The organism is Acaryochloris marina S15, from assembly GCF_018336915.1.
In the GTDB taxonomy this organism is placed as follows: Bacteria; Cyanobacteriota; Cyanobacteriia; order Thermosynechococcales; family Thermosynechococcaceae; genus Acaryochloris; species Acaryochloris marina_A.
This window is the reverse complement of record NZ_CP064923.1, coordinates 973,663-986,707: the sequence shown is the minus strand read 5'-3', so window position 1 is coordinate 986,707 and position 13,045 is coordinate 973,663. Positions and strand designations below refer to the sequence as shown.

Here is a 13,045-nt window from a genome sequence, read left to right as displayed (position 1 = left end):
ACTTAGGAAGAGCCTTGACTATACCCGTAGTTCTCCCGTTTCTTGTAGGGTATGGAGTCGATGGTAAATGCCACCCTGGTGCAGAAGCTGATCATGGTTCCCCACCTCTGCAATCTGGCCTTGATCCAGGACAACAATTTGATCTGCCTCCCGGACGGTGCTGAGGCGGTGAGCAATAATGAGCAGCGTTCGCGTTCCGAGAAGAGAACGCATGGCAAGCTGAATCGTGCGTTCGGATTCATAGTCAAGGCTGGAAGTCGCTTCGTCAAAGATGAGGACATCTGGATCGACAATCAAGGCCCGAGCGATACCCAGTCGCTGGCGTTGCCCGCCTGATAGTCTTACTCCTCGCTCTCCCACAACGGTGGCATAGCCTTGGGGAAGCTGATGGACAAATTCCCCGACCTTGGCAATGGCACAGGCGGATTGAACTTGCTCAAAACTGACGGTGGGATTCCCATAGGTGAGATTTTCGAGAATGGTGCCGTTAAAAATATCGACATCTTGATGAACAATGGCTAATCGGCGGCGATATCGAGTCACATCCAGCGATCGGATATCTTGACCATCCATGAGGATCTGCCCAGCATGGGGTTCGAAATAGCGAAAGAGGAGTTTGACTAAGGTGGATTTCCCTGACCCTGATCGGCCTACAAGGGCAACGGTCTGGCACGGATTGATGGTCAGATTGATATCTTGTAGTACGGGTTGATTCGGATCGTAGCCAAAGCTGAGGTGTTGCAACTCTAGGTTGCCAGAGAACCGATAAGGATTTTGGTGGACTGGCTCTAAACTGAGACTTGATGCATCTGCACCATCAGGTTGCTGCATAAATTCGTGCAACCGCAACATGGAAGCATAGCGACGGGCAAAGATTTCAGCCACCATACTTAGGGGCTCGATTTCGGCATAGGCCATGCTGGATACAGTCAGAGTGGTGACAAAGTGACCCAGGGAAATATCGCCCCGTACCGTTGCCATCAGGGTGAGGGTAAGGACACCGAACACACAGGCTTGAACGATGGTTCGTTGCCAAGTTGCCAGCTTTACATAGCCCTTATGAATTCGAAAGAGGACCACCTGCATTTCTCGATCGAGCCGCTGCTGTTGACGCTCTAATTCGGCAGCTTCGGTGGCAAATGCTTTGACAGTTTTGATATTGGTGATGATCTCGGAGGTGCGACTCTCGGTATTTTCGATATAGCGATCGAGAATCTCTTCCCGCTTAATCAGCAAGCGTAAGTCCCAAAGGCTAAAGGTGAAAATGACGATAAAGGAGATTAGGAAAATAATGGCGATGGGCCATGCAATCAAACCAATGATGATAAAAATCCCCAGCACTCGCATGAGCTTGGGAATAAACTGTCCAGCAATTTCGGGATAGGTCCAGGTGTGGTTCGTTACACCCCTAGCAACCCGACCTGCAATCCGACCTGGATTATTTTCATCGTAGAAATCCAGGGGGAGGGTAAGGATTTTTTTGAGGACTTGCCGAGTGCGATCGCGTTTTGCCCTCAACGGTATCGCCCAGTGAAACCAGCTCCCAATCCAGGGCTGAATCGGTGCTCGAACGACAGTCACCAGAAAGATCATGCCCAGCAAAGTCCACAGAGACAAGGAACGGCCTAGGGGTATGCGGGTTATTGCAGAGATCTGACTAATGAAGGCCTGCAAAGGAGCATCTAAAGGTTCCCGAGACAGAACGTTGAGAATTTGACCAATGGCATAGGGGACTACCAGGTCAATAATTTCAAACAGGCTAGCTGCTGCAATGCTGAGCAGAGAGATTCCCCAGTATTGTCGATAGTATCGAACAATATCTTTATAAGTAGCCATGATTTGGAAACTAATCCTGCTGTGTAGATATCTTTAGGCAGGCTCCCACTGCATACTACAATATAATACAAAATCCTGCATGGCAGTTGAACCTATCTCCCAAAATGCTGAGACAGTAAGAGTATGACTAGATGATTGGAGATCACCTTGCCCCCAAACAGGAGAATGCCGAGAATAATCCACTCAATTGTTTGTAGCTGTCGAGGACGAGCTTGAGAAGTCGGTTGAACCTCCCCATGAAGAGAAAAAATTGGTGTAAACATAACTCCTCCTAAATCAAGCAATCGGGTATAACGCAGAGGCACGAACAAACTTTATTTTCTGTCTAGAAATATGGTGATGAATGGTCCCAAAAACCTGGGTATTCATTAATTTCAGTTGTCCTAGTACTACCAACTTTTTGGTGTAGAAAACTTGTGAGAGTCGCTCATCGAATTCCCCTTCCATCTGTTATTTATCCATACTCATTACGACTATGTTTTAAGTGTAGCCGTAATGAGTATGGATAAGCAAGTCTCTTTTCACTTCTCTAGTACTTGATTTGAATTCTCCTAAAAGTAATGAGGCTCAAGATGTAGGATTATCTGGGCTCTTTCATCTGTATGCCAGTTCATGCCTTCGGTTTTTCTAGCCCTAATCCCTAGAGCTGGAGGTGTCTCTAAAGTTACTTGAGAGTTTCCAGAACAGGAACACATAGATTTCGTTTATCCTGAACTATGGGTCGAGTCGTTGTTTTGAGACTGACTCAAGATAGATAAATTCAGAAATCGGATCATGAAAAGAAGAGCCTTATTGAAGGTAGGAACGGTACTAATGGGAACAACAGGATTTTCGAGTTTTCTACCGAAATGGTTTTCTGGCAAAGCAATGGCCGCCGAGGTATTTGAAGTCACTAAAACTGAAGACGAGTGGCGTCAGGCTCTTACACCTGCTCAGTTCCACGTTCTACGAGAGAAAGGAACGGAACGTCCTCGCAGCAGCCCCTTGGATAAGGAATATGGCAAAGGTGTCTTTCACTGTGCAGGGTGTGATTTACCGCTGTTTACATCTGAGACCAAGTTTGACAGTGGGACAGGCTGGCCCAGTTTTTATGCACCTATTAAAGGCGCGGTAGATACTACAACTGATTTTGTGCTGGTTCTGCCTCGAACTGAAGTGCATTGTCATCGTTGTGGAGGACATCTAGGTCATGTTTTTGGTGATGGTCCTAAACCCACAGGTAAACGCTACTGCATGAACGGTGTATCCCTAAAATTCGTTCCAGGTGAAGCAGTTTAATTTTCCTATCTTGCGATTGGGATAATTGCCCCCCTTATTCAGCATGAGCTAGGTACACAAACCTGGAAATGTTGCCTAGATAAAAAGTGTTCTGGAGGGAATGGTCACATCGTCTCTCCAATTAAGGTCATCAGTGTGGCTGTTTCATCTGTCCTAGCACGATGTTTGGTGCCAGCCTTGACGACCATGCAATCATTTTCATTCAGTTTAAAACTACCGTTCTCAGTGTCAATGGTGACTGAACCAGATAGCACCACAAACATTTCATCTGTTTCAGTGTGGAGATGCCAATTTGCAACTATACACTGAAACAGATGAACGTCCACTTGATTGCCATTAAAACGGTCTACAGACTCACTAACCCAAGCAGAAGAGTCATGGGACAGTCTTTGGGCGATTTCTGACAAATTCACCAATATTGCAGTTCCCAAGATTATCAAAACCATTCTGTATCAAGATAACAATGGTTTTCTCAATGAGTACTCTTATCTGCAGTGAATAGATCACAAACACTGGTAGAAAATAGGCCAAGCTGGCAGATTTAACTTAGATCCTACATTCAGCAGGCTAGCTAGCAGAGCAGATAATATTTTTTACAGCCCTTCCCAAGGAACGGCAAGATAAGTTGCTGCCTGCTGTTGAGCTTGATGAGATGCTTGGCACCATCAAGCCAAACTAAATGGACGGCCTGAAAGCATTGGAGAATCCAACGTAACGTAGGTTTCATAGTTTGTTTCCCCTTCTGATTAGGGAGAGTTGTTTGTACTTGTTCTAGTGCATTTCTTAACTGTCGTTGTCCTAAGCTGTAGACCATCAAACACAAGGCCATGATCATGGCTAAGGCAGCGATACGCCGAGGTGTCTTCAGGAAAACACTAGAGGCAAAGAAGAGTGGATCTTTGATAAAGCGAAAGCCTCCTTCACACGCCTGCTGGTTCTTATACTCGCGCAGAATATCATCATTGCTCCATTGCTCTTGTTCCAAGAGATTGGTGGCTAAGATGAAACGACCTGCTTGCCGCCGATAGCGTTCGATGACTGGCTCATTGAGGGTTAAGGTAGCCTCAATAGAATAGGTGTAGTGAGTCACAACCGTTGCTTTTGTCGGTCGTCCAGCCTTTGAATAATGAGGTTTTTTGTGGATTTTGAGATCGTCAAGGGTGTGATACCTGAGGATTTTGCCAAAATCTTGGGCTGCAGCTAAAGCATCTGCAGGGCACAAGAAGGTCTGTTTGCAGAGGGTTTTAAGTGCAGTAGTTTTTTGGCTAAACGCCTGATCAATCCGCTTTTGCACTTGTTTGAGTCCAGAGTCTCTGCGAGCTTTACTTTCAACCACCAGCCACCGTTGTTGAATCTCTCCATAGGTACTACATACTTCGACAAAGCTATAGCCGTTGAGAGCACTGGGGTGAAACTGTGAACCCGGCAGCCCTTGTAATAAGTCTTGGGCTGCCGTTGAACTTGCTGGAACTCGGCTAATCCAAGATGTACTTCCTAATGCTTGCAGATTGTCGGCACTGTAGAGGGCACTATCAGCAACAATCACCTCTGGCTGTTGCTGACTCCACTGTTGCTTAAATTCATGGATGATAGGCACAAACGTACTTTTGTCCGCATCATTACCGTTGCCCACTTGTAAAAATAAAGGAATACCCCCGTCCCCACTCACCAGTAGGTTCAATACAAACTGCTTGAGATCACGACGATTGTCCCGTGAGTAGCCGTAGGTGATTTTCACGGGTATCGGCTCCTCTGATTCAGCCAGTGCAGGGGAGGGGGACTCAGGTGCAGAGGGGGATTCGTCTGACGCCTCAACCTGTGGTTTATCTAAGTATTGCCCCTCAACACTAAGGCTTGTCGCATCTAGATGCGCACACCTTAGAGCTACATCGAATTTCTGAACGACTGCCATTGCCACATGGATAAATATCTGGGTCACACCATAGGCATAGAGCTTGTCGAGGACTCGACCGATACGGGTATCGTTGAGGTGCTCTGGCAGTACACCTTGACCGAGTAAGTGCTCGGTTGCTTTGCTTTCGAAAAACTCACTAAATAAGTACAATGGAGCACTCAAAAAGCCCATACCATTTAGAATCAGGGCTTTGACAACTTGACCACAACTAACATTCTCTTGCTCGTGAGTACCTAATAATCGATCCACTATTTCGACAATGCCGATCTCATCGACGATACCGGCAATAATACCGAGATGGTCAATATCCTGAACGTCTATCTCTTGAGGTGAATACATGGACTTGCGTTGAGAGACAACCTCAAAATTATCCCTTGATGGTTAGTACCTGCTGAATGTCGGTTAGATTCAGAGATCGAGTAGTCTGCTGATAACTACCTTGACACTTGGCAAAGGCTAACCAATCTCCAGTATTAAAAAGCTTGACTAGGGACGAGCATGCAAGAACCAACGGTTAGTGTGTAGCAAAGCTCTCGCCAGTTCCCTCAAAGAGATACCTGACAAACCAATGGTGCAAGAAGCGACACAATCTTGTTCCCACGCTAACTGGAATGCTTGTTCAGTAGAAGGAACTCTCTGCACCAATAAATTCAATATAGTCCCGTAATGGGCCACTAATTCTGCCCCAAACCATTGATTCCATGACTTTAGAACAGTCATAGTCTTTTCTGTCTCAATAGATCCCTCTGCTCCCCAAAAACTCATGTAGGCAAGGGCATGCCAGCTACTGAGAGTTGGAAGAAGCATAATTCCCATTCCTTCATCAGGTGAAGGTTCATACCAGCTCAGATATTTGAGTATAGTGCCGGGTCTTGCTAAAAATTGACTTGAATCAGCATGCTGCTGCTCCCATTTAAACAGAAACGCCTCCAGTTGAGTTTGAGTAATCTTCTTGTTATCCCCATCCAGAGCATTGATAACTTCTGAGACAGAGAGAGCAATACCAAAATCACGCTTTGTTTGATCTACCTGCCATTCAATTTCTTCTAAGTCTGCATGTCTCCACTCAGCCTCTTCCTCTGCTTTAGAGTAAGCGTTGAGGACAGCATCAATTTCTAAGACCTCAGCACGCTTAATAATTGAGCGTGGGGAGATATCCCTCTTTATCCTGCGATAAGTACCATTATCATCCCAAATATCTTGAAATTCATTTCTTGAAAATGTAGAGGTGTCATTGGTAAAAGAATCTTTCCATTTACTATCTTTTTCAAAGTTAGCAACGATGATAGGACATCTCCCGGTGCGAGACTTGAGACTCGATAATATTTCCCAGGATTGAAAAGCGTTAGCCAAATCAACCTCAACAACAAAAGCTCGCTCACCAGTCTCTAAGATCTTCATCTCTGCTAGCTGCCGACTAGCTAGCTCTGTCTTCTCAAGAATCTTAGAGAGTTCATCTAATGACTGAATCATTGGGTATTTGCAATCAACATACAGATATTTAACGTGAGATTGGTGAATCTAGATGAGCCTTCACTTTGTACTTAAACCCTACTTACAAATAGAGAAAGTATTGATTGGGACGACACAAGTCGAGTCTCTTCAGAACAATACTCATCATTACTGAGATTAAGGCTAGGCCATTAATTCAGATGACTATACGACTTAGATTTAGAGCTAATCCCCGTGCATTAATGCTAGCAAATAGTGCTAGCATTAATGCACGTATAAGAGGTATAGGTGAACAGTAAACAACGAAAAATCCTCGAACGTTTATTTGCAGACCCTATTTCAGGAAATATTAGGTGGTCTGATATTGAGAGCCTGTTAGTCGCATTGGGGGCAACGATCACCGAAGGTAATGGCTCCCGGATCAGAGTAGTACTGGGAGATCTCCCTGCTATATTCCATCGACCTCATCCTGAACCGACTGCAGGTAAGTTATTGGTTAAAGCCGTCCGTAAATATCTCAAAGATGCAGGTGTAGAAAATGCTTAGTTATAAAGGCTACAACGCCAAACTAGAAGTGGATGAAGAAAGTGGCGCGATCGGCGGCATGGTTCTAGACATGAAAGGGACCATCCACTTTGAGGGCACTACCGTTGCAGAGGCGACCCAAGCATTTTATGACTCAGTGGATGATTATCTAGCCTTCTGTACAGAGTTGGGCCAGGAGCCCGAAAAACAGTATTCCGGTAACTTCTCCACTCGCACTACACCTGAACTGCATCGATTAGCCATTCTTCAGGCCCATAATATAGGCACCAGTTTAAATGGATACGTTGAATCCCTAATCGCAAAAGATACCAAGGATTTGCAGAAGAAAATATCAGCTTCTTAGCGTAGCGCTTTCGATCATCTCCTATCGAGTAATACTTCCGGCCTTTTACCTACAATCAGAGTATATTTCTAGGATTCGAACTTATACTGGCTGGAAGAGCTAAATATTCTTCAACCTCAGTATTGAGTATGGCGTTGCGAGATATTGCATACCATTCCTCTGCCAAAAGCAGTCAGGACAGGGCATGATTGATATACATGTCAATTGAGTTGTTCCTTTAGATCTATGGTTGCGTCTCTTAGCGGTGCTCAAATCCGGCAAACCTTCCTCGACTTCTATGCCGCCAAAGGCCACAAAATTTTACCCAGTGCCTCCTTGGTGCCCGAAGATCCGACCGTTCTGCTCACCATTGCCGGAATGTTGCCCTTCAAACCCATCTTCTTAGGACAACGAGAAGCTGAAGTACCCAGAGCTACCACCTCCCAGAAATGTATTCGCACCAACGACATTGAGAATGTCGGCAAAACTGCCCGCCACCATACCTACTTTGAAATGCTGGGCAACTTCAGCTTTGGGGATTACTTCAAAGAACAGGCCATTGCTTGGGCTTGGGAATTGTCTACAGAAGTGTATAAGCTTCCCCCCGAACGCATTGTGCCGAGTGTGTTTGAAGAAGATGACGAAGCCTTTGCGATCTGGCGGGACAAGATTGGTATTCCCGAACATCGGATTCAGCGTATGGGAGCTGACGATAACTTCTGGGCTTCGGGGTCAACTGGGCCTTGTGGTCCCTGTTCTGAGTTGTACTATGACTTTCACCCAGAGAAAGGGGATGAGAACATCGATCTAGAGGATGACACCCGGTTTATTGAGTACTACAACCTGGTTTTCATGGAGTACAACCGAGATAGCGATGGGAAACTCACCCCCCTCAAAAATAAGAATATTGATACGGGTATGGGCCTAGAACGGATGGCCCAGATTTTGCAGGGAGTGCCGAATAATTACGAGACGGATTTGATCTTTCCGATTATCGAAACCGCTGCCAAAATTCCTGGCATTCAATATAAAAAGACCAACGCTAAAAACAAGACTTCATTAAAGGTGATTGGCGATCATGTGCGGTCCGTGGTCCAGATGATTGCGGATGGAATTACTGCCTCTAATGTCGGGCGAGGATATATATTACGAAGACTGATTCGCCGAGTGGTTCGCCATGGGCAACTGATTGGCATTGACGGAGCATTTATTACCCAAGTGGCTGAAACGGCGATTGCTTCTCTGGAAGTTGCCTATCCTGAAGTCCGAGAACGGGAAAAAATTATCAAGCCAGAGTTAGAGCGGGAAGAAGCCCAATTCCTAAAGACCCTGAATCGGGGTGAGAAACTCTTGGCTGAAATGATGGCTAAAAAGCCCAAGCAAATTTCAGGTAAAGATGCCTTTGACCTTTATGACACCTACGGTTTTCCCCTGGAGCTAACTCAAGAAATTGCAGCAGAGCAGGGACTGACGGTAGACGAAAAAGGCTTTGCCAAAGCGATGAAAGAACAACAAGATCGCGGTCGCAGTGCCCATAAAACCATCGACTTAACAGTACAAAGCGCCCTGGAACAACTCGCCACCACCATTCACCCCACAGACTTTTTGGGCTATACCGATTTCTCGGCTCAGGCTAAAGTCGTAGCCCTGCTCGTCAATGGAGAATCTGTTAAACAGGCTAAAGCCGGGACTGAGGTCCAAATTGCCCTTGACCAAACCCCCTTCTATGCTGAATCTGGGGGACAGATTGGCGATCGTGGCTACCTCAACGGCAAAGATGTCGTGGTGCGGATTGAAGATGTTCAGAAAGAGTCGAATATTTTCATTCACTATGGCCGCATTGAGCGGGGCACCTTGAAAACCGGAGCCTCCCTCACCGCCCAAATTGACTTGGCCTGCCGTCGCCAAGTACAAGCCCATCACACCGCCACCCATTTGCTGCAAGCCGCCCTCAAGAATATTGTCGATGAGTCCATTGGCCAAGCCGGATCATTAGTCTCCTTTGATCGGTTGCGTTTTGACTTTAACTACACTCAGCCCGTTACGTCTGCCCAGATTCAAGAAATCGAAACCCAAATCAATACTTGGATTGCGGAAGCCCATGGTACGGAAACAGAGGTGATGCCTATTGCCGATGCTAAGGCCAAGGGAGCTGTGGCCATGTTTGGGGAAAAGTATGGAGCCGAAGTGCGGGTTATGGATGTTCCTGGTGTCTCCATGGAACTCTGCGGAGGTACCCATGTGGGCAATACCTCTGAAATTGGCCTGTTCAAAATTGTGACGGAGGCCGGGGTGGCCTCAGGCGTGCGCCGAATTGAGGCCATTGCTGGACCTGCGGTTCTAGAGTATTTGAATATCCGAGATGCCGTGGTCCGGGATTTGAGCGATCGGTTTAAGGCGAAGCTAGAAGAGCTGCCTGAAAGAATTACCACTCTCCAATCAGACCTCAAAACCACCCAGAAACAGCTCGATGCCTTGAAAGCTGAATTAGCCTTGGCGAAGTCAGAGCAGCTTCTGGATCAGGCACAACCCGCAGGTGCAGTGAAAGTCATTGTTTCCCAACTAGAAGGGGTTGATCCAGAATCCTTAAAAACCGCAGCAGAACGGCTACTCCAAAAACTAGGTGAAGGGGCTGTTGTTTTAGGGTCTGTGCCTGCTGAAGGCAAAGTGAGTTTAGTGGCTGCCTTTAGTCCCAAGGTGATTGAACAGGGGTTGCAGGCAGGGAAGTTTGTGGGTGCGATCGCAAAACAATGCGGCGGCGGCGGTGGCGGTCGTCCCAACTTAGCCCAAGCGGGCGGGCGGGATCCGAGCAAGCTAGCAGATGCTTTAGCTGATGCTCACAAACAGCTCTTGTCTCAGTTGAAATAGTCCAGCCGACGATTCAATCAGTTGGTCGTGTCCGGTGATCCATTACCATGCCCACCCGCACATGAGGATGGTGCGTGAGATTGTTCCTGTTGCTGATCTGTCAATGCTCGTGTGCCCGAGCAGAGAGAAGCTCTCAACGCTGTCTTGCTCTGATTTGCAAACACCTGATAGCGTTCTCCCATTTGAAAATTAATGCCACAGGCTGCACTATTTGAGGCACTCTCAATCGTCAGTTGCTTAGATACAACCCCCTTGTGGTCTGCTTCCACCTCAAAAGTCCATTGCACTAATTTGAGACCACCCAATGGATTGGTCGCCACCGTCTTCATTTTCTGATCAATAACTCGCCCTGTGAATACCACATCTGCTCTCTCCATCTGTTCTTCTGGTGTGCTTCTCATGCAGCTACACGCCCAAGCAGCTTGGGGATGGAGAAATGAGATGAAGCCGATAGGCATGAACAAACAGGACAATAGCAGCGTTTTTCTCAACATGGGTCAAACTTCCTTGGCACTCCTCATTAGTACTGGGAACACCCGCAGATAGATCTACAGCAAAGGTTCCTACCCTTTTTGACCGGAAGGAACGGCAGGGGTTCCATGGATGAGCTTAAGAGACTGAGGAATTTGGATTGCCAGAAAAATAGCACGGCTTCCCATAAATAGGGCCAACCCTAGCCAGAGTAGGTGAACCTGCTGCCAATACCAAGCGGCCACAGCTAAAGGCAGGAACCCAAACAAAGTGGCGATTAATACGGAATGACGAAGATGTCTGCCTGCTGTTAGGCCTAGAAAATAGCCATCCAATAAATATGCAACTGCACCGAAACCCAATACGGGCAGAAGCCAAACCACATACTGATTGACCTGGGTCAAAACCTCTGGATGATTGGTGAGCAGACTAAATAGTTGTTGAGGAAACAGATTGAAAGCGAAGGCAAAACTAACCCCTAAGCTAACGCTCGTCAAACCTGATAAGGTCAGCAGTTGCCGCAAACGTTGAGGCTGATTTTGTTGGCTGAGGACCCCCGTTACACTTTCCATCGCAAATGCAATGCCATCAATAAAATAGGAAGCAAGGGTGACCACCTGTAACAGCAAGGTATTCATAGACAACACCTCTGTTCCCAGGTCAGAACTTAGGTTGGTAAATACTGCAAACGTAGAAATCAGGGCAAAGGTTCGTACCAAGATATCTCGGTTAAAGGTCAATGTTTGCTGGAGTGCTACCGCTTGCCCAACCTGGGGCCAAACGGAACGGAGTTGAGGCCAAGAGACATCTCGCCTAATTAATGCTAATCCCATTGCCAGCATCAGATATTGACTCAGGGCTGTGGCAGCCCCAGCTCCAGTACTTTGCCAATCCCACTGGACAATGAACAGGTAATTGAGCAACACATTTGTAACGTTATTGATCCCAGAGAGGAGTAGGACCTTTCGACTTTGGGCACGTCCCAAATACCATCCCACCACAACAAAATTGAGCAATGTTGCAGGTGCTCCCCAGATCAAAGCATCAAAGTAGGCCATACCCGCAGTTTTCACTTCTGGGGTGGCGCTCAGCAGGCCAAATCCCAACACTCTGATTGGCCATTGCAGGAGCAGAATGCCCAGCCCTAACCCTAAAGCCACTGCCCCATTGCGAAGTCCCACTAGCAGTATTGCTTCGGAGTCATTTCTACCCAGAGCCTGAGCAGTCATACCCGTGGTCCCCATTCTTAGAAAGCCAAAGGTCCAATAGAGATAGTTAAACAACACTGTGGCCAGGGCAACGCCAGCCAAATACCACAACTGTTCGAGATGGCCTAAAAAAGCAACATCAAACAGTCCAGCTAGCGGCACCATTAAGTTAGACAGAACATTAATGACTGCTAGCCGAAAGAAAGACTTGAGATCATGATCGACGGGAGTTGGAGAGGCCATAGCAGGAGTGAGAAGTTCTGAGCTGGGGGCTACCTTGTTGAGTTTCTACTAGCTGGTAAATCTGGTTTTGTAAACCACCAAGCTAATGCAATTAAGACTCCTTGCAGTGGAAGCCTTAACCAATAGGCCACCAGATTGTGGGGAAGTCCATCAATCACAAGGTCGTTGACTGCCATATTGATATTGGCTGGAAATACAGCAATAAATAGAAGGATCAGCCCCCAAGCAGCAGCTCGACTGACTCGGGGAATGAGCAATCCGACACCGCCTAGAATTTCAAAGAAACCGCTAATGTAGACTAGCTCCAAGGGGTAAGGCAGAAAGGTGGATATCATTTGGACAAAAGGGTGGGGCGTCAGCCAATGTAAGATTCCGGCTGTAATGACTCCTAAAGCTAGAAGCCAGCGGGCTATCGTTTTGTTCATGCTATGGTTCATCTGAAATTGTGAGCTTGCTCTTCAACCGTATACCCATCTTTTCGGAGAAAGCATGTTTCCATGTCTAAATCCTCTACATTTGTCAGTTCAGCCTTGGAACGCCTCAACTATCTAGCGCCTGTGTCTGCGCGATCTATGTTTGGGGGACATGGTCTATACGTGGAAGGGGTAATGTTTGCCTTAATCGCAGATGAACGGATTTATCTAAAAGCGGATGGGCAAAATCAATCGTTTTTTGTCGAGGCGGGTAGCCGTCCGTTTGTCTATGATCGTAAAAATAAGCCCATTACGATGTCTTACTATCTTCTGCCAATGGACGTTTACGAGAATTTGGATGAACTGAAGGTGTGGTTGGATTCAGCGATAGACGCTGCTCGTCGCAATCAAGCTAAGAAGAAATCTAAAGCGCCTAGGTAATGCTGTCAGGACATCGGCTTGAGGCGCTACTCAGATCCCTGTTTTTATTAGT

Annotated in this window: 13 protein-coding genes; 5 read left to right on the top strand and 8 right to left on the bottom strand. The window is 46.8% G+C overall.

Annotated features, from left to right (window positions below):
• Positions 1-18: 18 nt before the first annotated feature.
• Both I1H34_RS05270 and I1H34_RS05265 read right to left on the bottom strand, forming a co-directional pair.
• The gene (locus tag I1H34_RS05270) at positions 19-1,836 is read right to left on the bottom strand and encodes an ABC transporter ATP-binding protein (RefSeq protein WP_212664669.1); all 1,818 of its coding nucleotides are present in this window, start codon (positions 1,834-1,836) and stop codon (positions 19-21) included.
• Between the two features lie 92 nt (positions 1,837-1,928).
• Positions 1,929-2,099, bottom strand: a complete 171-nt coding sequence (locus I1H34_RS05265) for a hypothetical protein (protein ID WP_212664668.1) — start codon at positions 2,097-2,099, stop codon at positions 1,929-1,931.
• Positions 2,100-2,610: 511 nt separating this feature from the next.
• On the opposite strand from I1H34_RS05265, the gene msrB reads away from it, so the two are divergent.
• Positions 2,611-3,114, top strand: coding sequence for a peptide-methionine (R)-S-oxide reductase MsrB (msrB, locus tag I1H34_RS05260; protein ID WP_212664667.1), 504 nt, complete (start codon positions 2,611-2,613; stop codon positions 3,112-3,114).
• A 104-nt stretch (positions 3,115-3,218) separates the two neighbouring features.
• On the opposite strand, the gene I1H34_RS05255 is transcribed toward msrB, so the two are convergent.
• The 3 genes from I1H34_RS05255 to I1H34_RS05245 form a co-directional block, all read right to left on the bottom strand.
• Positions 3,219-3,527: a cupin domain-containing protein gene (locus I1H34_RS05255; RefSeq protein WP_249369821.1), complete on the bottom strand. Its 309-nt coding sequence runs from the start codon at positions 3,525-3,527 to the stop codon at positions 3,219-3,221.
• Positions 3,528-3,685: 158 nt separating this feature from the next.
• Entirely contained in the window at positions 3,686-5,368 is a 1,683-nt protein-coding gene (locus I1H34_RS05250; RefSeq protein WP_212661850.1) for an IS1634 family transposase, read from the bottom strand.
• Positions 5,369-5,515: 147 nt separating this feature from the next.
• Positions 5,516-6,502, bottom strand: coding sequence for a DUF4253 domain-containing protein (locus I1H34_RS05245; RefSeq protein WP_212664665.1), 987 nt, complete (start codon positions 6,500-6,502; stop codon positions 5,516-5,518).
• A 267-nt stretch (positions 6,503-6,769) separates the two neighbouring features.
• Here I1H34_RS05245 and I1H34_RS05240 point away from each other — a divergent pair, with 267 nt between their 5' ends.
• From I1H34_RS05240 to alaS, 3 genes are all read left to right on the top strand, one after another.
• Positions 6,770-7,027: a type II toxin-antitoxin system HicA family toxin gene (locus I1H34_RS05240; protein ID WP_212664664.1), complete on the top strand. Its 258-nt coding sequence runs from the start codon at positions 6,770-6,772 to the stop codon at positions 7,025-7,027.
• Positions 7,020-7,370 (top strand): type II toxin-antitoxin system HicB family antitoxin, encoded by a 351-nt coding sequence (locus I1H34_RS05235; RefSeq protein WP_212664663.1) that lies wholly within the window; start codon positions 7,020-7,022, stop codon positions 7,368-7,370. Before I1H34_RS05240 ends, I1H34_RS05235 begins: the two co-directional genes overlap by 8 nt.
• 225 nt (positions 7,371-7,595) lie before the next feature.
• Complete coding sequence (alaS, locus tag I1H34_RS05230; protein WP_212664662.1) at positions 7,596-10,217, top strand: alanine--tRNA ligase; 2,622 nt, start codon at positions 7,596-7,598, stop codon at positions 10,215-10,217.
• A 17-nt stretch (positions 10,218-10,234) separates the two neighbouring features.
• Here alaS and I1H34_RS05225 read toward each other — a convergent pair whose 3' ends face one another.
• The 3 genes from I1H34_RS05225 to I1H34_RS05215 all read right to left on the bottom strand — a co-directional run bounded on the left by I1H34_RS05225 (position 10,235) and on the right by I1H34_RS05215 (position 12,564).
• Complete coding sequence (locus I1H34_RS05225) at positions 10,235-10,711, bottom strand: hypothetical protein (protein ID WP_212664661.1); 477 nt, start codon at positions 10,709-10,711, stop codon at positions 10,235-10,237.
• Between the two features lie 69 nt (positions 10,712-10,780).
• Positions 10,781-12,139: a guanitoxin biosynthesis MATE family efflux transporter GntT gene (gene gntT / locus I1H34_RS05220; protein ID WP_212664660.1), complete on the bottom strand. Its 1,359-nt coding sequence runs from the start codon at positions 12,137-12,139 to the stop codon at positions 10,781-10,783.
• A 29-nt stretch (positions 12,140-12,168) separates the two neighbouring features.
• Positions 12,169-12,564 carry a DoxX family protein gene (locus I1H34_RS05215; RefSeq protein ID WP_212664659.1) on the bottom strand — a complete coding sequence of 132 codons (396 nt, stop codon included), beginning with the start codon at positions 12,562-12,564 and terminating at the stop codon, positions 12,169-12,171.
• Between the two features lie 72 nt (positions 12,565-12,636).
• On the opposite strand from I1H34_RS05215, the gene I1H34_RS05210 reads away from it, so the two are divergent.
• Entirely contained in the window at positions 12,637-12,993 is a 357-nt protein-coding gene (locus I1H34_RS05210; protein ID WP_212664658.1) for a TfoX/Sxy family protein, read from the top strand.
• The last annotated feature ends 52 nt before the right edge of the window (positions 12,994-13,045 follow it).

What these genes read in the sequence shown, in the direction of transcription:
- I1H34_RS05270 (WP_212664669.1), bottom strand. Translation starts at nt 1,836, where the DNA reads ATGGCTACTTATAAAGATATTGTTCGATACTATCGACAATACTGGGGA.
- I1H34_RS05265 (WP_212664668.1), bottom strand. Translation starts at nt 2,099, where the DNA reads ATGTTTACACCAATTTTTTCTCTTCATGGGGAGGTTCAACCGACTTCT.
- msrB (WP_212664667.1), top strand. Translation starts at nt 2,611, where the DNA reads ATGAAAAGAAGAGCCTTATTGAAGGTAGGAACGGTACTAATGGGAACA.
- I1H34_RS05250 (WP_212661850.1), bottom strand. Translation starts at nt 5,368, where the DNA reads ATGTATTCACCTCAAGAGATAGACGTTCAGGATATTGACCATCTCGGT.
- I1H34_RS05245 (WP_212664665.1), bottom strand. Translation starts at nt 6,502, where the DNA reads ATGATTCAGTCATTAGATGAACTCTCTAAGATTCTTGAGAAGACAGAG.
- I1H34_RS05235 (WP_212664663.1), top strand. Translation starts at nt 7,020, where the DNA reads ATGCTTAGTTATAAAGGCTACAACGCCAAACTAGAAGTGGATGAAGAA.
- alaS (WP_212664662.1), top strand. Translation starts at nt 7,596, where the DNA reads ATGGTTGCGTCTCTTAGCGGTGCTCAAATCCGGCAAACCTTCCTCGAC.
- I1H34_RS05225 (WP_212664661.1), bottom strand. Translation starts at nt 10,711, where the DNA reads ATGTTGAGAAAAACGCTGCTATTGTCCTGTTTGTTCATGCCTATCGGC.
- gntT (WP_212664660.1), bottom strand. Translation starts at nt 12,139, where the DNA reads ATGGCCTCTCCAACTCCCGTCGATCATGATCTCAAGTCTTTCTTTCGG.
- I1H34_RS05215 (WP_212664659.1), bottom strand. Translation starts at nt 12,564, where the DNA reads ATGAACAAAACGATAGCCCGCTGGCTTCTAGCTTTAGGAGTCATTACA.
- I1H34_RS05210 (WP_212664658.1), top strand. Translation starts at nt 12,637, where the DNA reads ATGTCTAAATCCTCTACATTTGTCAGTTCAGCCTTGGAACGCCTCAAC.